Annotated in this window: 20 protein-coding genes; 6 read left to right on the plus strand and 14 right to left on the minus strand. The window is 64.3% G+C overall.

The window, feature by feature from the left end:
* Positions 1–322: 322 nt before the first annotated feature.
* Entirely contained in the window at positions 323–2,566 is a 2,244-nt protein-coding gene (locus tag IEW58_RS00420) for a S9 family peptidase (protein ID WP_229658352.1), read from the minus strand.
* Positions 2,567–2,710: 144 nt separating this feature from the next.
* On the opposite strand from IEW58_RS00420, the gene IEW58_RS00425 reads away from it, so the two are divergent.
* A complete protein-coding gene (locus tag IEW58_RS00425) occupies positions 2,711–5,395 on the plus strand; it encodes a M1 family metallopeptidase (protein WP_188643323.1) in 2,685 nt (894 codons plus the stop codon).
* Between the two features lie 139 nt (positions 5,396–5,534).
* Here IEW58_RS00425 and IEW58_RS00430 read toward each other — a convergent pair whose 3' ends face one another.
* Both IEW58_RS00430 and folE read right to left on the minus strand, forming a co-directional pair.
* A complete protein-coding gene (locus IEW58_RS00430) occupies positions 5,535–6,521 on the minus strand; it encodes an NAD(P)/FAD-dependent oxidoreductase (protein ID WP_188643324.1) in 987 nt (328 codons plus the stop codon).
* A gap of 11 nt (positions 6,522–6,532) precedes the next feature.
* Complete coding sequence (gene folE, locus IEW58_RS00435; protein WP_188643325.1) at positions 6,533–7,144, minus strand: GTP cyclohydrolase I FolE; 612 nt, start codon at positions 7,142–7,144, stop codon at positions 6,533–6,535.
* 178 nt (positions 7,145–7,322) lie between these two features.
* Between folE and IEW58_RS00440 the strand changes: the two genes are divergently transcribed.
* Positions 7,323–7,913, plus strand: coding sequence for a PAS domain-containing protein (locus tag IEW58_RS00440; protein ID WP_188643326.1), 591 nt, complete (start codon positions 7,323–7,325; stop codon positions 7,911–7,913).
* A 56-nt stretch (positions 7,914–7,969) separates the two neighbouring features.
* Here IEW58_RS00440 and IEW58_RS00445 read toward each other — a convergent pair whose 3' ends face one another.
* Both IEW58_RS00445 and IEW58_RS00450 read right to left on the minus strand, forming a co-directional pair.
* Complete coding sequence (locus IEW58_RS00445) at positions 7,970–8,545, minus strand: fasciclin domain-containing protein (RefSeq protein WP_188643327.1); 576 nt, start codon at positions 8,543–8,545, stop codon at positions 7,970–7,972.
* A 141-nt stretch (positions 8,546–8,686) separates the two neighbouring features.
* Entirely contained in the window at positions 8,687–9,136 is a 450-nt protein-coding gene (locus tag IEW58_RS00450) for a PaaI family thioesterase (protein ID WP_188643328.1), read from the minus strand.
* 246 nt (positions 9,137–9,382) lie between these two features.
* Here IEW58_RS00450 and IEW58_RS00455 point away from each other — a divergent pair, with 246 nt between their 5' ends.
* Positions 9,383–9,568, plus strand: coding sequence for a DUF3606 domain-containing protein (locus IEW58_RS00455; protein WP_188643329.1), 186 nt, complete (start codon positions 9,383–9,385; stop codon positions 9,566–9,568).
* 21 nt (positions 9,569–9,589) lie between these two features.
* On the opposite strand, the gene IEW58_RS00460 is transcribed toward IEW58_RS00455, so the two are convergent.
* Positions 9,590–10,507 carry a sulfotransferase domain-containing protein gene (locus IEW58_RS00460; RefSeq protein ID WP_188643330.1) on the minus strand — a complete coding sequence of 306 codons (918 nt, stop codon included), beginning with the start codon at positions 10,505–10,507 and terminating at the stop codon, positions 9,590–9,592.
* 164 nt (positions 10,508–10,671) lie between these two features.
* Here IEW58_RS00460 and IEW58_RS00465 point away from each other — a divergent pair, with 164 nt between their 5' ends.
* Positions 10,672–11,295, plus strand: a complete 624-nt coding sequence (locus tag IEW58_RS00465; RefSeq protein WP_188643331.1) for a thermonuclease family protein — start codon at positions 10,672–10,674, stop codon at positions 11,293–11,295.
* Positions 11,296–11,457: 162 nt separating this feature from the next.
* On the opposite strand, the gene IEW58_RS00470 is transcribed toward IEW58_RS00465, so the two are convergent.
* From IEW58_RS00470 to IEW58_RS00480, 3 genes are all read right to left on the minus strand, one after another.
* On the minus strand, positions 11,458–11,640 hold the full coding sequence (locus tag IEW58_RS00470; protein WP_188643332.1) for an excalibur calcium-binding domain-containing protein: 183 nt from the start codon (positions 11,638–11,640) through the stop codon (positions 11,458–11,460).
* Positions 11,641–11,757: 117 nt separating this feature from the next.
* Positions 11,758–12,765: a hypothetical protein gene (locus IEW58_RS00475; protein WP_188643333.1), complete on the minus strand. Its 1,008-nt coding sequence runs from the start codon at positions 12,763–12,765 to the stop codon at positions 11,758–11,760.
* The gene (locus IEW58_RS00480) at positions 12,765–13,829 is read right to left on the minus strand and encodes a ribonucleotide-diphosphate reductase subunit beta (protein ID WP_188643334.1); all 1,065 of its coding nucleotides are present in this window, start codon (positions 13,827–13,829) and stop codon (positions 12,765–12,767) included. The genes IEW58_RS00475 and IEW58_RS00480 overlap by 1 nt, the downstream gene beginning before the upstream one ends.
* A 173-nt stretch (positions 13,830–14,002) precedes the next feature.
* Between IEW58_RS00480 and IEW58_RS00485 the strand changes: the two genes are divergently transcribed.
* On the plus strand, positions 14,003–14,311 hold the full coding sequence (locus IEW58_RS00485; RefSeq protein ID WP_188643335.1) for a hypothetical protein: 309 nt from the start codon (positions 14,003–14,005) through the stop codon (positions 14,309–14,311).
* 37 nt (positions 14,312–14,348) lie between these two features.
* On the opposite strand, the gene IEW58_RS00490 is transcribed toward IEW58_RS00485, so the two are convergent.
* Both IEW58_RS00490 and IEW58_RS00495 read right to left on the minus strand, forming a co-directional pair.
* The gene (locus IEW58_RS00490; protein ID WP_188643336.1) at positions 14,349–14,735 is read right to left on the minus strand and encodes a PepSY domain-containing protein; all 387 of its coding nucleotides are present in this window, start codon (positions 14,733–14,735) and stop codon (positions 14,349–14,351) included.
* A 108-nt stretch (positions 14,736–14,843) separates the two neighbouring features.
* Positions 14,844–16,871 carry a ribonucleoside-diphosphate reductase subunit alpha gene (locus tag IEW58_RS00495; RefSeq protein WP_188643337.1) on the minus strand — a complete coding sequence of 676 codons (2,028 nt, stop codon included), beginning with the start codon at positions 16,869–16,871 and terminating at the stop codon, positions 14,844–14,846.
* A 687-nt stretch (positions 16,872–17,558) separates the two neighbouring features.
* Between IEW58_RS00495 and IEW58_RS00500 the strand changes: the two genes are divergently transcribed.
* On the plus strand, positions 17,559–18,146 hold the full coding sequence (locus IEW58_RS00500) for a peptidase S14 (protein WP_188643338.1): 588 nt from the start codon (positions 17,559–17,561) through the stop codon (positions 18,144–18,146).
* Here the strand turns inward: IEW58_RS00500 and IEW58_RS00505 are convergent.
* From IEW58_RS00505 to panC, 3 genes are read right to left on the minus strand one after another with little or no spacing between them, the layout of a single operon-like run.
* Positions 18,143–19,039, minus strand: a complete 897-nt coding sequence (locus IEW58_RS00505; RefSeq protein ID WP_188643339.1) for an alpha/beta fold hydrolase — start codon at positions 19,037–19,039, stop codon at positions 18,143–18,145. The two genes, IEW58_RS00500 and IEW58_RS00505, sit on opposite strands and share 4 nt — an antisense overlap.
* Before the next feature lie 12 nt (positions 19,040–19,051).
* Complete coding sequence (nadB, locus tag IEW58_RS00510) at positions 19,052–20,635, minus strand: L-aspartate oxidase (protein ID WP_188643340.1); 1,584 nt, start codon at positions 20,633–20,635, stop codon at positions 19,052–19,054.
* On the minus strand, positions 20,632–21,504 hold the full coding sequence (gene panC / locus IEW58_RS00515; RefSeq protein WP_188643341.1) for a pantoate--beta-alanine ligase: 873 nt from the start codon (positions 21,502–21,504) through the stop codon (positions 20,632–20,634). Before panC ends, nadB begins: the two co-directional genes overlap by 4 nt.
* Between the last annotated feature and the right edge of the window lies 1 nt (position 21,505).

Raw genomic sequence — 21,505 nt, forward strand, 5'->3', positions numbered from 1 at the left:
TCGGGAACCCGAAAGGGCGTAGGCAGCTTCTTTCAAACCAAGCTCGTGGGCACAGGCTGCACCAAGGGCAATGCTGGGAGAATGTGAAATGAAAAAAGCTCTGATCGCCCTCGCGCTGACAAGCGGGTTGCTCCTGTCGGCTTGCAACACCGTTCGCGGCGCTGCCAATGACGTCGAATCTGTCGGCGATTGTGCCGACGGCCGGCCTGGCAATTGCTGACGTATCAAGTGTCAGCGCTCGCGCTGACCTGAACGGTTGAAAAAGGTGCGGCGAAGGTGATGCCCGATTGGTGCAAGGCCTTCGCCGGTGATCGACCGACGGTTACGGAGCCGGAACGGGCTTCAGCTTGCGCGCGAAGAAATCGAGCGAGGCCAGCGTGCGATGCAGGAGTGTCGCCTGTGACCATCCGGCCCGGTGACGAAGCCCTGGATAGAGCTGCATCTCGAACGGAATCGAGCGGGCCTGCAGGGCCGCCATCAGTCGGGTGGAGTTGTCGAACGTGACGTTGTCGTCCGCCATCCCGTGGATGAGAAGCAGTGAGCCAGGCTCCATGTTGTCCAGCCGCGCGGTAACTTCCGAATTTTCATAAGCTTTGCCGTCCGATGCCGGCGTGCCAAGGTATCGTTCCGTGTAGGCCGTATCGTACAGCGTCCAGTCGGTGGGAGGAGCTCCGGCAATACCGGCCGCGTAGGGGCTGTCCGGCACCGTCAGCAGCATGAGCGTCATGTAGCCGCCATTCGACCATCCGGTGACGCCGATCCGGTCGCCATCAACGAAGGGTAGCGTCTTGAGGTGGGCGACCCCGGACAACTGATCGGCTACCTCCAGCTCGCCCATGCGCCGGTCGATGGCCGTCTTGAAGGCGACCGAACGGTTGGGTGTGCCGCGGTTATCAAGCGTAAAGAGAATATAGCCGGCCTCGAGCCAGAGCTGATCGCGAGGGCTCATCCACCCGTTGTTGACCAGCGCGCCCGCCGGGCCACCGTAGACCTGGACGACGACCGGATATTTCTTTGCCGGATCGAAGCCCGGCGGCGTCCGCATCGACCACCAGAGCTTCTGGCCATCATCGGCGTCGATGGTGCCGAATTCCGGCGTGCGCAGGCGCTCGCGATAGGGCCAGTAAGGATGCGACGCGTCGAGACGATTTTCTTCGATCCAGCGGATGCGGCTTCCGTCAGCGCGGTATAGCGCGGTCTGTGGCGGAGTGGTCGGATTGGAGAACGTGCCGGCAAATGCGCCGCCGGTCTTGGAAAGCTGGGCGGACCACCACCCGTCGCCCTGCGTCAGCTGGATAGGGCTTTCCGATTTGGTGTACGATACCGAGTAGAGCTGCTGCTCAATCGGGCTGTCCTTGCTGGCGAGGAAGAATGCACGCTGCTTCGCTTCGTCCACGCCAAGCAGATCGCCCACCGGCCAGTTGCCGGATGTTAGCTGCAGCAGCTGGCGACCGTCCGCGGCGTAACGATACAGGTGGCGGTTGCCCGATGCTTCCGAACTCCACAGGAAGTCACCGCCCTTGAGCGGCTTGAAATCATGCGTGAGTTCGACCCAGTGCGGGCTGGTCTGCGACAGCAGCACCCTGGACGACCCGGTTGACGGGTCGACACCGAGCAGGTCCAGCGTCTTCTGATCGCGGCTCAGGCGCTGGACATAGAGGGTACGCCCATCGGCGGACCAATCGACCCTCGCGAGATAGATGTCCGGATCCGGCCCAAGGTCTACCTTGATCCGGGCTCCGTCTGCCACCGACGCGATGTACAGATCCACTTTCGCGTTCGGCCTGCCGACCCGCGGATAGCGCTGCTGCACGATGGTTGCGCCTTCGGCTCCGATATCGGGCCGGGGCACGATGTCGACGCCGGTCTGGTCGACGTAAGCGAGCGCGATCCTGTCCTCTCCGGGCGCCCACCAGTATCCGGTGTCGCGGTCGAGCTCCTCCTGCGCGATGAATTCAGCGGTTGCCCAGCTCTTGTCGGGCGTGCCGCCGGTCGTAATGGCGCGCGGATCGCCTCCCGCGGAGGGAACGATGAACAGGTTGTCGCCGCGAACGAAGGAGACATATCGACCCTTGGGACTGACCTTGGCGTCGATCTCGTCTTCCGCCGTGTCAGTCAGCTGGCGGACCTTGGAGGCGGCCCGCTCGAACAGCCAGATGTCGCCTTGCACGGGCACCACGATGAAGCGGCCCTGATCGTCCCAGGAGTAGTCGACCACCCCGTTCGACTGGATACCCTGGCGCTCGCGGCGGCTTTTCTCCGCCTCGGAAAGTTCGCGGCCCACCGGGATCAGGGCTCGTCCATCGACCAGCAGGCGGGGGGCGCCACCCTTGACGTCAGCGGCCCAGAGATCGGTCATCCGCTGGTTATCCGGTTTGGCCTTCAGGTAGGTGACCACCGTGCCATCGGGGGAGAGTCTCACCCCGCGCGCGCTTGGTCCCGAAAGGTCCGGATCGGCGAACACGCGCTCCGGCGTCAGGCGATCGCCGCCCGGCACCGTGTCCTGCGCATTTGCAACAACGGAAACCAGGCCAAAGGCCATCAGCAGATGCTTCAAATGGAGCAAAGGTCAAATCCTCTTTCGATGTGCGGGCGATGAGTGCGGAGCGGAGCGGCGCGGGTCAAGCATTTGTCCATGTTTTTGATTCGGCTTCGGGAAAAATGCGAATTATGGCGCCTGGACCAGTCTTACGAGAGAGAGCCAACATCCATGCGCCTTGCCTTTGCACCGACCGTCGCCGCCCTGCTTCTGGCAGGTTGCGCCAGCATGTCTTCAGAGGCGCCCGTCGCGCCGCAGAGTGCGACCTTGTCGCCGCTGCCCGCAAACATCCCCAGCGACCTGCCGCGTATAGCCCGGCCTTCGCACTATGCGATCACGGTCACTCCCGATGCGGCGAACTTGCGTTTCGCAGCGTCGAGCGCGGTGGACTTCGAACTGTTCGAGCCCAGCGACAAGGTGACCCTGAGTGCGAACGGGCTGCGGATCACTGACGCGCGGCTGGTTCCGGCGACTGGCGGCGACCCGATCGCGATGAACGTGACGACCGACCCCGAAGCTCAAACCGCCACTTTCGCCGCTCCGGCTGCGCTCGCTCCGGGGCGGTATCGTCTTGAAACCAACTACACCGGTCCCATCGGCACCCAGGCCAACGGGCTGTTCGCTCTCGACTATCCGGACAAACGGACCGGCAAATCGGTCCGCGCGCTGTTCACGCAGTTCGAGGCGCCCGATGCCCGCCGGTTTGCACCCACCTTCGACGAGCCAAGCTACAAGGCCACCTTCGACCTCACCGCGATCGTTCCGCAGGACCAGATGGCGGTCAGCAACATGCCTTTCGCCTCTGAGACCCCGCTCGGCGATGGCCGCAAGCGCGTCGTCTTCCGCACGACCCCCAAGATGTCGTCGTATCTGCTGTTCTTCGGGCTCGGCGATTTCGAGCGGCTGACAAAGATGGCTAGCGATGGAACCGAAGTCGGCATCGTGCAGCCTGCCGGAAGCGGCGAGCAGGGCCGTTTCGCGCTCGATGAGCTGGCCAAGTTGCCCCCGTACTTCGGCGATTACTTCGGAGTGCGTTTTCCCTTGCCCAAGCTCGACAACATCGCAGGGCCGGGTAGCTCGCAGTTTTTCGGCGCAATGGAGAACTGGGGGGCGATCTTCACTTTCGAGCGAATCCTGCTCGACGATCCGGCGATCACCTCGCCGGGCACCCGCCAGGCTATTTCCGAGGTCCAGGCGCATGAAACCGCGCACCAGTGGTTCGGCGACCTGGTGACGATGGCCTGGTGGGACGACCTCTGGCTGAATGAAGGCTTCGCCAGCTGGATGCAGACCAAGACGACTGCCCACTTCCATCCCGATTGGTACCCGCTGCTGACCCGCGTGGGCGGCCGCGAAGCGGCGATGGGCCTCGATTCCTTCGCAACAACGCACCCCGTGGTGCAGAAGATCCGCAGCGTCGCGGAAACCAACCAGGCCTTCGATGCCATCACCTATCAAAAGGGCGAGGCGGTCATTTCGATGCTCGAGGCTTATGCCGGGGAAGATGTCTGGCGCGAAGGACTTCGCCGCTACATGCGCGATCATGCGTATTCCAACACGCAGAGCGACGACTTGTGGAACGCGATCGAGGCGGCAGGTGCCCCGGGGCTGACCTCGATCGCACATGATTTCACCCTCAAGCCGGGCATACCGCTGGTGCGGGTCGATAGCGCCAGCTGTACGGGAGGAGGCACGCAGGTGACTCTGTCACAGAGCGAATTCAGTCGCGACCGGATGAAAGAGGCGGCTGCAAATCCGCAACAATGGCGGGTGCCGCTTCTGCTTTCCCACGGATCGGGGGCAGGGCAACGCCAGATCTTGCAGGGCCAGGGCACCTATACCGTTGCAGGATGCGGTCCGCTGATCGTCAACGGCGGACAGCTTGGTTACTTCCGAACGCTCTACACCGCGCCGATGCTGGCCGAACTGACGAAGGCGTTGCCGAAGCTCCAGCCGATCGACCAGCTCGGGTTGCTGGCCGACAACATGGCGCTGTCCAACGCCGGTTATCAATCGATGGCTCCGGCGCTGGATCTTCTCGCCGCGGTACCGCGCGATGCCAATCCGCTCGTCGCGACCGACGCGATCGGCCGGTTGGCGGGCATTTACCAGATGCTGGAAACCGCCACCGACGCAAGCGGAGCGCGCTCGCGTCTGCTGGCGATCGCCAAGGATCGCTTCGGAAGCCGGCTTCAGGCGCTGGGGTATGAGCCGCGCGCAAACGAGCCGGTTGCGGAAGCCAACCTGCGAATTGCCCTGCTGGGCGCGTTCGCGGAGATGGGCGATCCGGCGGTCGTGGCCGAAGCGCGCCGCCGCTTTGCCGGGCTCAGGTCGGATCCCAAAGCCCTCGACGGCCCGCTCAAGACGACGTGGCTCGGGATTGCCGCCCGTAATGCCTCGCGGGCGGATTGGGAGCAGTTCGTCCGGCTTGCCGAAAGCTCGGGCAGTTCGGTCGAGCGCAGCACTTACTGGACGCTCGCAGGCGCGACCAAGGACGAAGCGTTGGCGCGCGCGGCGCTCAAACTGGCTCTGACCGACCGCCCCGGCGCCACCAACAGCTCCCCGATCATCTCGGCCGTGTCCCGGCTCCATCCCGAACTTGCGTACGACTTCGTGATCGCCAACCGCGCCAAGGTGGATCCCCTGGTCGATGCTTCTGCGCGTACGCGCTTTATCGCGGGGCTGGCCGGGCGTTCCGAGGACCCCGCCATGATCGCCAAGTTGCAGGCGCTCCGGGCAAGCCTGCCGGCCAACGAGCGGAGGCCGGTCGACCAGGCCCTGACCTCCCTGCAGTACCGGATCGAGCGTACGCCGCGAGTTCAGCAAGAATTGCTCGCCTGGCTGGCCTCGCACTGATCGAATACCGCGCAACGCCTGTTGGGTACGAGTGTCACAGCTCTCCCGGCAGGCGGAGTGCACTTGAGGGAGATTGAGAAGGGGCGCGCTGCCGGCTCGTCAGGCATGCGCTCTTTTCCTCAATGGGTGATGCGCGTCATCACTGGTCGCAAGTCACGCTCGTCAGGCTCACCGATTGCCGCGCCTCCTCCGGGCGGGCGCTCATTTTCCCGGCGAGCAGCCGTCCTGACATCCAGGCGCATTCGACGCGGGGACCCAGCAGCCAGTCTCCGCAAACACCCAGTCTGAGCGCCGGATTCCACAAGGCCCCGTCTCCGGTGCCGGCTGACAGGGCGTAGCGCCAGAGGTGGGCCTGGCCAGCGATCGGATGGAGATTGTCGCTCCCGGTGATGAGGGAGAATTCCTCGAGCAATACCTGCGCTACGTGCTCGGCCCGCCAGTCCAGGCGCTCCCGCGACCAGCCAGGGCTCGCCTGGACGACCCACGCCTCGGGGCCGGTGCGCCCGGGCCGGGACTTGTTGCCTGCAGCCCATGCGATGGCGCCGCTGCTGCGCAGGGCACCGGGGAGATCGGCAAGTGGCGGTTCGAACGCGAACATCGCGGCCCAGCACGGCTGTGACCGTGCGCCGAGAGCGAGGCGGGTCATCTCCAGGTCGTGCAACGACAGGATGACAGCCGCCTGCTCGGCCGGAATCGCCAACACGGCGGCGTCGAAGGGGCCGCGTTGACCGGTTTGGCAAGCAAGGTGGAACCGACCCTGGTCGCGAACCAGTCCCTGCACCACGCAATTCCATGTGACGTCGTGCCGGCGAGCCATTTCGCCGACCACTGAGTTCATTCGCGGGACACCAACCCAGGCATCTGGCCCCGCGATCGGCCATGGCTCTGCCAGTCCGAGATTCGCCCATACGGCAACCTGCCGGCTGAATTCTGTGTCGCGAACGGTGAAATATTGCGCCCCGTGATCGACGGCGACTTCCCCTGCCGGGGTTTGCAGACGCCTGGTGGACATGCGCCCGCCCGCTCCGCGTGCCTTGTCGAACAGGGCAACGGAGTGCCCTGCCGCCGTCAAGCCATCCGCGCAGGCCAGCCCGGCGATACCTGCCCCGATGATCGCAATGTGCATCGGTCGCCCTCTCAGGCCCCGCGAATGAGAGACAGCACTTCCTGGCGGCTGTCGCGGTCGGTCAGGAAGCAGCCGAGCATCCGGCTCGTGACCATGCTCACTCCGGGAGTCCGAACCCCTCGCCCCGTCATGCAGCCATGGCGTGCCGTGATCACGACGGCGACTCCTCGCGGCTGCAGGTTGTCCCAGATTGCCTGGGCCACTTGGGCGGTAAGGCGTTCCTGCACCTGCAACCGCTCCGCATAGCCGTGCAGGACCCGCGCAAGCTTGGAAATGCCGACGACTCGCTCCCCGGGAAGGTAGGCCACCGATGCGCTACCGGTGATCGGCGCAAGGTGGTGTTCGCAGTGGGATTGGAAGGGAATGTCGCGCAGCAGCACGATCTCGTCATATCCTCCCACTTCCTCGAAAGTGCGGGACAGGTGGACTGCGGGATCATCCTCGTACCCGCGGCAGTATTCCCGCCACGCGCGTGCGACGCGCGCCGGCGTGTCCTGCAGGCCTTCGCGGGAAGGATCGTCCCCCGCCCACCGGATCAGGGTGCGGATGGATTCTTCCACCTCCTCGGGCACGAGAACCTTTCCAGCCTCGTCGAACTGGAAGTGGCCGGACATCGAATTCATCGAAAGTTTCCAATAACAACAAAGGCGAGGGAGCAGCTTGCCTTTCCCCTGCGAGTTGAACCGCGGCGCAAGCTAAAGCCCGGCGACCTCTTCGGTCTGACACGCGGGAGCAGCCCATCAAACATGTCCGAAGGGGCACTTTTCGAAGAGCCGGCAATCGCCTAGTTTGCGGGTGATTATGTCGGTTTCAGCGATGATCGGGTCGAGCCCAATAGCTGCGGTGGTCAGCAACCCCCGCTTGCCCGACAACCCCATCATCGAGTGCAACGAAGCTTTCGTCAGCCTGACCGGCTACACCTCAGGCGAGATCATCGGCCACAACTGCCGTTTCCTGTCCGGTGCAGGTACGGAGCCATGGCTTACCGAGATGCTGCGCAACGGCATTCGCCGCAGGCAACCCGTGATGGTCGAGATCCTGAACTACAAGAAGGACGGGACGCCGTTTCGCAACGCCGTCATGGTTGCCCCGATCTTCGATGCGCAGGGAGAGCTGGAATACTTCCTTGGCTCACAGGTCGAGATTGCGGAGGACGTGGCGAGGGCCAACGACAGCCGCCGCCAGGCCGCACATGCGCGTATCGCGGCCCTCAGTCGCCGCCAGCGCGAAGTGCTGCTCCACATGGCAGGGGGCAAGCTCAACAAGCAGATCGCATTCGAACTGGGCCTCAGCGAGCGCACGGTTAAGATGCACCGGGCTGCGGTCTTCGCGGCTCTCGGCGTCAGGACCAGCGCGGATGCAATCCGCCTGGCCATCGAGGCCGGTTATTGAGCTAAGGGAGAGGCCGCCGGAGGGGGGAAGCAGCCTCTCCCCGCTCATGTCCACGCTCAGCCGGGAAGGGAAACCGCGTCTGTTACGTGGATGACGCCATTGGACTGCATCACGTCTGCCTGGGTCACGTGGGCGGTGCCGCCCTTGCCGTCGGTCAGCATCACCGTGTCGCCCATCAGGGTGGCGGTGAGCGTCCCGCCCTGCACGGTCGTCAGGCGTGCCTGGCCTCCGCCCGCGCGGATCTTCTCGACCAGGTCAGCTGCCGTGACCCGGCCGGGAACCACGTGGTAGGTCAGCACGGAGCGCAAGGTTTCGACGTTCTCCGGCTTGAGGAGCGTCTCGACGGTCCCCGCCGGAAGCTTGGCAAAGGCGGCGTTGGTGGGGGCGAACACCGTGAAGGGTCCCGGACTTGCCAGCGTGTCGACCAGGCCGGCCGCCTTGACTGCGGCGACCAGCGTCGTGTGGTCCTTCGAATTCACCGCGTTTTCGACGATGTTGCGCGAGGGGTACATGGCGGCGCCGCCGACCATCGGAGCACTGTCCGCCGCAGTTTCGCCAGCCAGCGCCGCGGCGGAAACCCCGAGAGGTGTGAGGCCGAGCGTGAGGGCAACGGCGGTAGTCAGTCTGAACATGTCGGTCCTCAGCAATTGTTCGTGAGGATCCCTGGTTAGGTCGGCCACCGGGGGAAAGTAACATGTCCTTTGTGCCGTGCCGGATGAACGCATGGCCGCTTTCCCGTTTGCCGGAACCGCCGGGGTTGATCGGAAGGCGGCCTACGACCCTGCCAATGCGACCTGCGAAGCAGCCTCGATCCGCGAACGGGACAGCAGGCGTATGGTGGAGCTGCCCTTGGCCAGCACCATGCCCTGGGCATCGAGCAGCCGGCCTTCGGCAAAACAGGTCGAGCGGCCATCGAGCTCGACCCACGCCTCTGCCGTCACCGGTCCCGGGCGCGCGGGCGCGAAGAAACTGATCTTGAGCTCGAGAGAAACTGGGGTGACGTCCCTATTTCCGCGCTGCGCGTGCAAGTCGATGACCGCATGGGCCATAGCGGAATCTATCCACCCGCTCACAAAACCGCCCTGCACCACTCCGCCCGAGTGGCACATGTGCATCCCGGCATCGAACTCGATCGCCGCGCGCCCGCCGCCGATGGACGCAATCCGGCGGAAACCGAGCGTCTGCAGCAGGTCGTGTGCGGAGGATGTGGGCGCTTCGTTCATCGCAGCACACCAGAGCCCGCGGCAGCGATAGTCAAGAGTAGAGGGGGACGGCTTTCGCGCGTTCGACCTGCGCTTTCCCGATCCACGAGGGATGCGGGAGCGTGCCGCGCGGCGCGGATGCCTGCTGGCCGATGGCTCCATCGGGTTGAGGTGCATGATCATCCGTCCCGTCTGGCCTGCCGCCGGAAAAGCCGCCGGAAACCAATCGCGACTCGGGCTGTTGGAGCGAATGAAGGAGAGTTTACCATGTCCGACGACACCAATAATCGCGGCGCTCAGGACCGCGCGCGGGTAGCAGGCGGCGAGGGGTACGAAGTCCGCTATTTCGCCGAGAAGCACGGCATCAGCATGGAGCAGGCGCAGGAACTGATCGACCGCCACGGCAACAGCCGCGAGGTCCTCGACCAGGCAGCGCAGCGCCTCAAGGGCTGATTTCCCGCCCGCTCGGGCCCCTCAGGCGCCGAACCGCTCTTCCACCCCCCGGGCCATCGCGGCCCAATCGCGGTGGCCGGTAACCGGCAGGACCCGCTCGGCCCACATTTCATCGATCCGCGCCGCGATCGAAGGCGGAAGCTCCTTGGCATCACTGGCGGTCGCCTGGACCTTGGTGGAATCGCTGTCGGCCGGAATGCCCACGCGCCGCTCCAGCGCGGCGCTGACCATCGCGTCGTCGAAGCGGTTTTTGTGCGCGTACATGAAATCGCGGCTGGTCATCCGATCGACCTCGGCCACCAGCGCGTCGGTCGTCTCGATCCCGATGAACCCTGCCAGCCGCCGGATCATCGCGGGCCGGTTGCGCGCCGCCCAGCGATAGGTCGTGAGCAGGGTGTCGCTTTCGCCTGCCCGCGCATACCAGCTCAACAGGTGAGTGAAATAATCGCACCCGTTGGGCCCGCCGCCGAGCCATAGGGGAAAGAATTCCTCGAGCCCGACCGCGCCACGTTCCAGGTGCCAGCCATCGAAGAAGCGGTGGAACGAGCAGTAAGTCTCCTTCGGATCGCGCAGCGTCACCACATAGCGCATTCCCGCCGGCAGCCGCTCGTACTCCCGGTGCGACTTGAACCCTCGCGGGGTGGCGCGCTGGGGGCCGTTGATGTCGTGATCGATCAGCGGGGCGCTGTCTTCCCACGGAACCACCCGGCTGATGTCGTCGAAATCCATGTCGCTGGATCCGGTGGCGGCGATCATGCGGATCTGGTGGAACATCTGCTGCATCATCGTCGTGCCGCTCTTGGCCCAGCAGGCGATGAAGACATCACCCGGCTCGTTTTCGAGCGGGCGGAAGTGGTGCAGCGGTTCCGCCATGATCGCGGCGACGTTGGCGCCGAATTCCTCGACGCTGCGCGCGCGCCGGCCAAGCCCTGCGGTCATCCCAGCCCCTCCTGTCCGCGCGACCCGGGGGAGGGTATGCCACGCAAGCGGGCGCGCGGGAAACGGTTTGGCCGGGCCTGCGCCGCGATCGCGTTTCCCTCGGAGGGAGGCCGGTCGAGGATTGCCTTTGCGGGCAGTGGTCCGAGTGGCCATAGAATGACGGAATGCCCCGCCGCCTGCGCAACCCCTGGCCGAAGACAGGCTACAACGTCGTCAAATTCCGAAAGCGCAGCCGCTGGACCCGGCCCGCGGCTTATGGCGTGAAGCCTGCGCGCTTTCGCCGCCCGCGCCTGACATGGCGGCAGGCGTGGTTCGAGACGCGCCCGTGGATCTTCCTCATCGCGATTGTCACGCTGTCGGTGATCTACCAGACCCCGGCGTTCTATGAGCCGCCCGGCTGGCTGCAGGGCGATCCCACCCGCGTGGAGGGCGGCTTCACCCGCTGCGGGCCAGGGCGCGGGGCGATGTGCGTGATCGACGGCGATACCTTCAAGATCGGCGAGACGAAGTACCGCGTCACTGGCATCGACACCGCCGAGGTCAAGGCCCGCTGCCCCGCCGAGGCAGCCCAGGCCGAAGCCTCGACCAGCGCGCTCCAAGGCTGGCTCAGCAAGGGCGCGTTCCAGATCACCACCCGGCTCGACGAGCCGACCGACCGCTACGGCCGCACCCTTGCCATCGTAAAGCGGGTGAAGGCGGACGGCAGCGAGGAACGGCTGGCCGACTGGATGCAAGCCCACGGCGGCGCGCGGGGGTATGACGGCGGGTTTAGGGGTGGATGGTGCTAGGCAGGAAGTGCGAAGTGGCAGACGCCCGCAACTGCAAGGCCCACAACTGGTGAGGCCAATAGCACGATCCACGGCCAGCGCTCCGGCCTCGCTCGGATGAGCGGCGGGAGCCGCAATCCGCGGTCGGTGAAGACGGTTTCCCGCAGTTTGCTTGGCGCGTCACTACCGATACGGCTCACAGGCGATGCCATCGCCATCCCCGTCCATGTCGATCCTGTAGCCCGGCTGTCCGGAGTAGAGCGGAGCTTTGCCCAGCAACCGAACCTCATCGCACCCGGCATAGTGCACGCTGGCCTCTACGGCGGCGCGCTTCTCCACGTTCTCTTCCATCGCTGCGGGAAGCATCGGTAGGATCGCCCAGAGTGTTCCGCCCGCTGCCCCAGCGAGGCCTGCAAAGGAAAGGATAAAACCCGCTTTCACGGTCAATCCACTGCACCAATCACCATTTCAAAACTGTAAATGCTATTGAAAGATCATGTAGTTTCGATCGAAAAATTCTGCTGCCTTGAGATCTTGGAAAACGGAGCCCGAGTGTCCTCGCCTAAAGGTGTAATCTGCCCAGTTCTCGGCGCGACCACTATCTTCACGAGACATCTGATAAGATGTCCCAAATATCTGCTTTATTGCTCCTTCAGGTTCTTGAGCTTGTTCGAGGAACCTCAGATTAATCGCTCCGAAGGAAAAGCCGACAAAGACAATTCTCGTCGCTGCCTGCAGCAGGCTATAGATCCGGTGAGAAGTAGCGCTGTCCACTTGCTCGGTAAATGTCTTTATGCGGTCAGCAAGAACACCAGCGCTGGCTGGAAAGGGCGCGCTGCCGTAGCCGCAAAATGCGTCGGCCGAGGTCAAGCTTCCAATTGAGCCATACACATGTTCGCAAGGAACATTGGAAGCAATCAAGGCTGCGTCCCGGTAATTTATGCGATAGGATTGAGAGATCGCCAATGTAAGGAATTGCTCAATACATCGATCATAGTTGAAAGTAACAAAAGAAGTTTTAGGAAGTGGATTGTCGACTTTTTTCGTAGCTCCGCCTACATTTCCGAGCGCCCAGATCCGACCGATCCAAGTATCAGAGAGGCTTTTCCAATCTACGGTTTTCTTGGCATTCTGCGAAAGGGAACTCGTAGCTTCCCTGCTCGCGATTATATGAGAGATGGCTAGTTTACCGAGAAATGAAGTCGCATCGCCGTGTTCTGAATTTCGATCGAGGAACGTGTCGATCGAGGGCGAGAGGGGAATTGTCTCAGCCATCCACTCGCAGTGGCGGAACAGGGGGTCTCCATACTGGATGCCCCTTGATCTGAGGCCCTCCAAATTAAACATAATGAGCGGATGTAATCCGTCCGTGTGCGAACGACTTGGGCGTATCAGGTCGCCAATTTCGATTTGCAGCTTTTTGCCGACCGGAAATCCAAAGTCGAAGGAAGCTCCCGCTCCTACGATAAAGACAGTCTCGGTTTGGCTCATTACTCCGCCGCCACAGCCCCGGCATCATCCCCGAACAACCCCGGCTCGCTCGCGTCGGCGACGTCGTTCGCGCCGTCGCCGGCCTTGGCCTTCTGGCGGCTATCGAAGCTCGACCACACGTCGTTCCAGTTTCCGCGGGTGGCGGCCTTGGAGTACTCGGTCGCGCGGGTTTCGAAGAAGTTGGCGTGCTCGACGCCGTTGAGCAGCGGGGCGAGCCAGGGGAGGGGGTGGTCCTCGACCATGTAGATCGGCTGGAAGCCGAGCTGCCCCAGGCGCCAGTCGGCGATGTAGCGGATGTAGCGCTTGATCTCCTTGGCGCTCATGCCCGGGACCGGCCCCTGCTCGAACGCGAGGTCGATGAAGGCGTCTTCCAGCCGCACCGTCTTCTGGCAGGCGTCGATGATGTCTTCCTTCACCGCCTTGGTGAGGCACTGGCGCTCGGCCACGAAGGCGTGGAACAGGCGGGTGATGCCTTCGCAGTGCAGGCTCTCGTCGCGCACCGACCAGCTGATGATCTGCCCCATGCCCTTCATCTTGTTGAAGCGCGGGAAGTTCATCAGCATCGCGAAGCTGGCGAACAGCTGCAGCCCTTCGGTGAAGCCGCCGAACATCGCCAGCGTGCGGGCGATATCCTCGTCCGAATCGACGCCGAACTGCTGCAGGTAATCGTGCTTGGCCTTCATCTCCTCGTATTCGAGGAACATGCCGTATTCGCTTTCAGGCATGCCGATCGTGTCGAGCAGGTGCGAATAGGCGGCGATGTGGACCGTCTCCATGTTGGAGAAAGCGGCGAGCATCATCTTGATCTCGGTCGGCTTGAACACCCGGCCGTATTTCTCGTGGTAGCAATCCTGCACGTCGATATCGGCCTGTGTGAAGAACCGGAATATCTGCGTGAGCAGGTTGCGTTCATGATCCGACAGCTTCTGCGCCCAGTCGCGGCAGTCCTCGCCCAGCGGCACTTCTTCGGGCAGCCAGTGAACCTGCTGCTGGCGTTTCCAGAAATCGTAGGCCCACGGGTATTCGAAGGGCTTGTAGGTCTTGCGGGCTTCGAGCAACGACATGTTGTGGCTCCGGGCTTTCTGGAAGGTTGTTCTGGGAGGGTTCCAACGTAGGCGTTTCGGTCGCCGATTCGAAGGCAAATCTCGATATTGTTGCGGGGATAACCTCGGCTCGGGCGGGCGGCGGAACCCGCCTTGGGCGCGGCGCGTTCGACGGACAAGGAAAGGAACCCACCATGTCCGAATACGAACCCGACGATTCGCGCGACGTGACCCAGAGCCAGAACTGCGCACCCGGAGAGCCGCCGCGCACCGGCCCGCGCGAAGGCGAGGCGCGTGCGCAGGCCGAGCAGGGCGGAAAGAGCCCCGGCCAGCCCTTCGACCGCGCGACCGAAGGCGATTCGCCCAGGCACCCCGATCGCTTCAGCGGTGCAGCGGCGACCGAGAGCGAGGCCCAGGTCGAACAGGCCGAAGCCCAGGAAAGCGACCGCTGGAGCGAGAAGGCTGAAGACAGCGCCGAGGACTACGTGCCCGAAGGGAAGTAACCGGGGCGGCTCTCCGGTTCGATCCGGAGAGCCGGTCCTATTTCCAGAACCAGCGGTCCCTGGCGCCGCGCCGCGCCCGTTCGCGCCACATGCGCACGTACATCCACACGCCGGAGAGCGAGAAGAACAACAGGGCGAGCCCGGACAGGAACGAGATCGCTTCGCCCGCCTTGCCGAATTCGCTGCCCGAATGAATGTGGTGGAAGAAGCCGGTCAGCGAAGCGAGGCCGGTCTGTTCCGGCTTTGGCGGCATGCACCGCCAGCCCTCCGGACAGACGAAGCCGGCTGGCGGGGCGACCTCGGCAGCGCCCGCCGAAGCGGCCTCACCCGACCAAGCGGCGAGGTGCCCAAGAAGCCCGGTGACCGCGATCCACAGCATGAACACGGCAAAGAATACAGACAGCCAACGATGCCACTTGCGCACGGAAGATCCTCTTGTTGCGAATAGTTCGCAATCGCGGGATTGGCATGGCCAGCCGCGCGCGGCAAGTGTTTGATCGTATCGGCTGGTAACTGAGCCTGCCTACGTGCCTCACTGGCAGGCGAGGCACTCGTCGTAGTCGGTCGTCGGTAGCTCGTACTTGGCGGCCTCGGGCGTGTTGTCCGCCTCCACCCCGCCGGCGAACCCGGCCCGCTGGACCGATTTCGAGCGCAGGTAATAGAGGCTCTTGATGCCCTTCTCCCACGCCTGGAAGTGGAGCATCGCCAGGTCCCACTTGTCGACGTCGGCCGGGATGAAGAGGTTGAGGCTCTGCGCCTGGTCGATGAACGGCGTGCGGTCGGCCGCGAATTCGAGCAGCCAGCGCTGGTCGATCTCGAAGCTGGTCTTGTAGACCGCCTTTTCCTCCGGTGTCAGGAAGTCGAGGTGCTGGACCGAGCCGCCCCGCTCGAGGATCGAGTTCCACACGTTGGTCGAATTCTTCGACTTCTTCTCGAGCAGCTTTTCCAGGTACGGGTTCTTCACGATGAAGCTGCCCGACAGCGTCTTGTGCGTGTAGATGTTGGCCGGGATCGGCTCGATGCAGGCGCTGGTGCCGCCGCAGATGATCGAAATCGACGCGGTCGGCGCGATCGCCATCTTGCAGCTGAAGCGCTCCATCGCCCCGGCGTCGGCAGCGTCGGGGCAGGGACCACGCTCTTCGGCCAGCACCATGCTCGCCTCTTCCGCCTTGGCGGCAATGTGCTTGAACATTTTCAGGTTCCACACCTTGGCCATCGGGCTTTCGAAGCCGATGCCCTTGGCCTGGAGGAACGAGTGGAAGCCCATCACGCCCATGCCTACGCTGCGCTCGCGCGCGGCCGAGTACTTCGCGCGGGCCATCTCGTCAGGCGCACGGTCGATATAGTCCTGCAGCACGTTGTCGAGGAAGCGCATGACGTCCTCGATGAAGGCCTTGTCGCCTTCCCACTGTTCCCATGTTTCCAGGTTCAGCGATGACAGGCAGCATACCGCGGTGCGATCGTTGCCGAGGTGGTCGACGCCGGTCGGCAGTGTGATTTCCGAACACAGGTTCGAGGTCGAGACCTTGAGACCCAACTCGCGGTGGTGGCGCGGCATGGCGCGGTTCACCGTGTCGGAGAACACGATGTAGGGCTCACCAGTGGCGAGGCGGGTTTCGACCAGCTTCTGGAACAGCGAGCGCGCATCGACGGTGGCGCGCACTTCGCCCGTCTTGGGGCTGGTGAGGTCCCACTTCTCGCCCGCGCGCACCGCTTCCATGAACGCGTCGCTGACGAGCACCCCGTGGTGCAGGTTGAGCGCCTTGCGGTTGAAGTCGCCCGAAGGCTTGCGGATCTCCAGGAACTCCTCGATCTCGGGGTGCGAAATGTCGAGGTAGCACGCCGCCGAACCGCGCCGCAGCGAGCCCTGGCTGATCGCCAGCGTCAGGCTGTCCATCACGCGCACGAACGGGATGATTCCGCTGGTCTTGCCGTTGAGGCCGACCGGCTCACCGATTCCGCGCACATTGCCCCAATAGGTGCCGATGCCGCCGCCGCGCGAGGCGAGCCAGACGTTCTCGTTCCAGGTGTTCACGATGCCTTCAAGGCTGTCGGACACCGAGTTAAGATAGCAGGAAATCGGCAATCCGCGGTTGGTGCCGCCGTTCGACAGCACCGGGGTCGCCGGCATGAACCACAGCTTCGAGATATAGTCGTAGAGCCGCTGCGCGTGATCCTGATCGTCGGCATAGGCATCGGCCACGCGGGCGAACAGATCCTGGTAGGTCTCACCCGGCAGCAGGTAACGGTCGTCGAGCGTTTCCTTGCCGAAATCGTTCAGCAGCGCATCGCGGCTCGCGTCGGTCACGATCGAGAAACGGCGATCGGCGATCTTCTTGCTGTCCTCGGCGGGCTTAGCCGCGGCCTTCACAGCCTCCACCATCGCGCCCGCCGCCATGTCGGCCACCAGCGCCTCGCTGCCCTTGTCGTGCTTGTCCATGCTCATCACCGTTTGTCCGGCCGACTGGTCCGAGGGCGCGGCGCCGGCGGCATTTTCCGCCGTTTCCACAATCGCTTCGTCAAGCCCCATCGCCGCCTCGTTACCAGTCCTGAAATCCATCGTGTCCCCGCCGCTGCGTTTGGTCCGGAGCTTCGGCAAGTTGCCGATGTTCCGCATGTGTTCGATTCGGGCGAGTCCTGCCCGACTACCATTTCCACCTGGTCCAAGGGGGAGAAACTTTTCCCCGACTTGTCCCCGATTGGGCCCTCAAGGTACCCGCAAGGCGAAGCTTCCGGCGTCGCGGCGATATGGTCATCGCCGCTCCGAAAAACTAGGTCTTGTGGGTCCCCCTTTGGTCCGCAGCTAGGGATTGTGAATCAAGCGTCCCCGCTGCGCAAGAGCATGAAGGGCAAATTTACCATGCGACCTGATGGTGTGTTATGCGATTGCAACGCCGCGACGCGCGGGAGTTCCTAGGGTCGCGTGGTGTGCAAGGGCCAAAACGGCTTGAGCGGAAATTTTTTTGTCCACCGATCCTATGCTGCGGTAGGGAGGAATTTGCCTCGCCCTTCCAAAAAAGTAGGCGGGGCACCCGGCGGAAGGTTTTTCAAAATTCGGCGTTACCAGGCCGGGCCGCGCTCGGGCTTATCGCGGTATTTCAACACCCTCGGTTCGCCGGGCGGCTTAGTGAAAAACAGTTTAGGGCCAGTCAGTTAACATTTAATAGGCCCGCGCTCCACCGGAACGGAAACAGGAACGGACGATTGAAGAGCTATGCCGGTCTTCGCCGCGCAGGTGGGTAAGAAAATGGCACGAGACGATCGAAAACAGGTGGCCCCGGCACTGACCGCCCCCGCAGACATTTCCCTGGTGGGCACGGTGGATGAGGCGATGGCGTGCAAGCTGCGCGACGGGTTGGCCGACGCGGAGGATACCGACACGCCGATCGTCATCGACATGACGACGCTGGGCGGCGATCCCGAAATGGCCCGAAGAATGATTGTGGAGGTCGATGCGGCGCGCGAACGGCTCAAGCGCCGCCGCATCGTGTTCCTCGGCAAGACGGTCGTCTATTCCGCAGGCGTCACCTTCATAGCCGCCTTCCCGCGCGAGGACCGCTATCTGAACAGCGACGCCACGCTGCTCATCCACTGCCGTCAATTGAGCCAGACGATGCAGCTCGAAGGGCCGATCCGCACGAGCATCCCCATGCTCCGGGCGATGATTCATCAGCTCGAAACGGGCGTCGAGCTCGAAGAAGCGAACTTCAAGCGTCTCATCGAAGGATCGAACGTCGAGATGGAGGACCTGCTCGAGAAGGCGCTCTACAACTGGTATGTGCCTGCGGACGAAGCCTGCGAGCTTGGTCTCGTGGCCGAGGTTCTCAAGCTTTAAGCGGGAACGCTCTCCGCCTTGGCGTGGTCTGCGATGGCGTCGGCGATCTCGTCCACCAGTTCGAGCGGCAGGTCGTGACCCATCCCGGGAACGGTCTTCAGCTTCGACCCCTTGATGTGCGCGGCGGTGTCGTGTCCGCCGGCCAGCGGGACCAGCGGATCCGCCTCGCCGTGGATGACGAGCGTCGGCGCCTTCACGCTTTGCAACCGTTCGCGCCGGTCGCCGTCGGCGATGATGGCGGCGAGCTGGCGAGGCATTCCCGCCGGGTAGAAGCTGCGGCGGATGAGCGCGCGGCTGCGTTCGCGCACTTTGTCCGGGTCCGAGCGATAGCCAGGGCTGCCGATCGCCTGCGAGACCTTGACCCCGTGCTCCACCAGCGTGTCCTCGTCCATCGAGGCGGGACGCTGGGTTAGCGCCGACATCGCCTCGCGCGTGCCGGCGGGCAGCTTGCGGTGGCCCGTGGTGGACATGATCGAGGTGAGGGTAAGCACGCGCTCGGGGTGGGAAAACGCCATGTGCTGGGCGATCATTCCGCCCATGCTCGCGCCGCCGATATGCGCCTTGTCGATGCCGAGCGCGTCGAGCAGGCCGATCCCGTCCTCGGCCATGTCGGCGAGGGTGTAGGGAACCTTCGGCTTGATGCCGAACTTGCTCAGCAGCATCAGCTTGACGATGCCTGGTGCCTTTGCCCCTTCGAACTTGTGGCTGAGGCCGATGTCGCGATTGTCGTAGCGGATCACGCGAAAGCCGCGTTCCACCAGGGCATCGACCAGTTCCTGCGGCCACAGCGTCATCTGGGCACCGAGGCCCATCACCAGCAGGACCGGCGGCGCGGCGGGATCGCCGTGCTCGTCATATTCGATCGCAATGCCGTTGGCCTGGACCTGCGCCATGTTATCCCTCCCTCAAGGTACCAGCACGGTATCGCGCGCTTCGGGCAATGTCTCCGGGTAATCGAGGATGAAGTGCAAGCCTCGGCTTTCGTGGCGCTTCAGCGCGCTGCGAACGATCAGGTCGGCGCACTGGTGGAGGTTGCGCAACTCGATCAAGTCGGTGGTAACCCGGAACGAGCCGTAATAGTCCTCGATCTCCTGCGCGAGCGTGGCGATGCGGTGCGCCGCGCGCTCGAGCCGCTTGGTGGTGCGCACGATGCCGACGTAATTCCACATGAACCGGCGGATTTCGGTCCAGTTCTGCTTGATGACCACCTCTTCGTCGGAATCGGTCACCCGGCTCGCGTCCCACTCGCGGATGGGCGGCGGATCGTCGAGATCGTCCCAGCAGCACAGGATGTCGTGCGCGGCGGCTTCCCCGAACACGAAGCATTCGAGCAGGGAATTGGAGGCGAGCCGATTGGCCCCGTGGAGCCCGCTCTCGGTCACTTCGCCCGCCGCCCACAGGCCGGGCAGGTCGGTCCGCGCGTCGAGCCCGATCAGCACCCCCCCGCAGGTGTAGTGCTGCGCGGGCACGACCGGGATCGGCTCCTTCGTCATGTCGATGCCGAGGCCGAGAAGCTTTTCATGAATGGTGGGGAAATGGTGCGTCACGAAATCGGCCGGCTGGTGGCTGATGTCGAGGTGGACGAAGTCGAGCCCGTCGCGCTTGATTTCGCTGTCGTTCGCGCGCGCTACGATATCTCGCGGCGCGAGCTCGGCCCGCGGGTCGTAGTCCGGCATGTAGCGATGGCCGGTCTTGGGGTTGAGAAGCAGGCCACCTTCGCCGCGAACCGCCTCGGTAATCAGGAAGTTCTTGACGTCGAGGTTGTAGAGACAGGTCGGGTGGAACTGCATCATCTCCATGTTGGAGACGCGGGCCCCGGCGCGCCACGCCATGGCGATACCGTCGCCCGTCGCGCCGCGGGGCGCCGTCGAGAACTGGTACACGCGCCCTGCGCCGCCGCTGGCGAGGATGGTGGCGCGGGCGACATGCGCCTCCACGGTCCCGGTCGCCTCGTCGAGGGCATAGACGCCCCACACGCGGCCCGAGCCCGAGAACCGCTCGGCATTGCGGCCGGTGATAAGGTCGATGCAGGCCCGCCCGGGAAGCAGGGTGATGTTGGGGTTGGCAGTGGCCGCGTTGAGCAGCGCTTCCTGCACCGCCCAGCCCGTCGCATCGTTGACGTGGACGATGCGGCGTTGCGAATGCCCGCCTTCGCGGGTCAGGTGAAGCGCGCCTTCCTCCTTGTTGAAGGGCACGCCAAGCTCGATCAACCGGTCGATGGCGGCGGGGGCGTGCTCGATAACGTACTCAACCGTCTCGATGCGGTTAAGGCCGGCACCGGCGACCATCGTGTCGCGGATGTGCTCTTCGAAGGTGTCGCCGGCATCGAGCACCGCGGCGATGCCGCCTTGCGCCCAGGCCGTGCTGCCTCCGGTGAGGGAGCCTTTCGCCAGCACCAGCACCTTGCGCGTCTGCGCCAGCGCCAGCGCGGCGGTCAGGCCCGCCGCGCCCGATCCGATGACGATCACGTCGTGCTGCGGCATGCTCATTCCGGCTTCCCTGTCGGGCCGACATGCATGTTGTCGATCAGCCGCGTGCCGCCGATGCGGGCGGCGACCAGCAACCGGGCGGGAGCGTCGCCAAGCGTATCGAGCGGCGCGAGGCTGAGCGGGTCTGCCAGCGCGGCATAATCGACACTGTCGAAGCCGGCTTGCAGCAGGTGTGCCTCCAGCGCGGCGAGCGTCGGCGCGGCCGCGCTGCCGGCCGCCAGCGCAGCGATCGCTTCGCGCATGGCCTGGGGCAGGGCGGCGGCCTGCGCGCGGGCGGCGGGCGAGAGGTACTGGTTGCGGCTTGACATTGCCAGCCCGTCGGTCTCGCGAACGGTGGGCACGCCGACGATCGCTTCGACATGGGGGCGAACCAGATCGAGGTCCCGCGCCATGCGGCGGATGACCGCCAGTTGCTGCCAGTCCTTCTCGCCGAACAGCGCGACATCGGGCCGCACCTGGTTGAACAGCTTGAGCACCACGGTGGCCACGCCATCGAAATGCCCGGGCCGCGCCGCGCCGCACAGCCCATCGCTCACGCCGGCGACGGAGACAGTGGTGGAGAAGCCCGCCGGATACATTTCCTCCACGCCCGGCGCCCATAGCAACTCTACGCCCTCGGCCTCGAGCAAAGCGCAATCGGCGGCCATCCGGCGCGGGTAGGCATCGAGATCCTCGTTCGGACCGAACTGCTTCGGATTGACGAAGATCGACACGGCGACCGCATCGGCATGGCGCCGCGCCTCACGCACCAGGGTCAGGTGACCCTCGTGAAGCGCGCCCATCGTCGGCACCAGCGCCAGGCGCTTGCCGCCGGCGCGAAGCTGATCCACGGCGCTTCTCAACACTTCCAGCGTGGTCGCGGTTTGCACC

The sequence above is a fragment of the Tsuneonella deserti genome (assembly GCF_014644315.1).
Taxonomy (GTDB): Bacteria; Pseudomonadota; Alphaproteobacteria; order Sphingomonadales; family Sphingomonadaceae; genus Tsuneonella; species Tsuneonella deserti.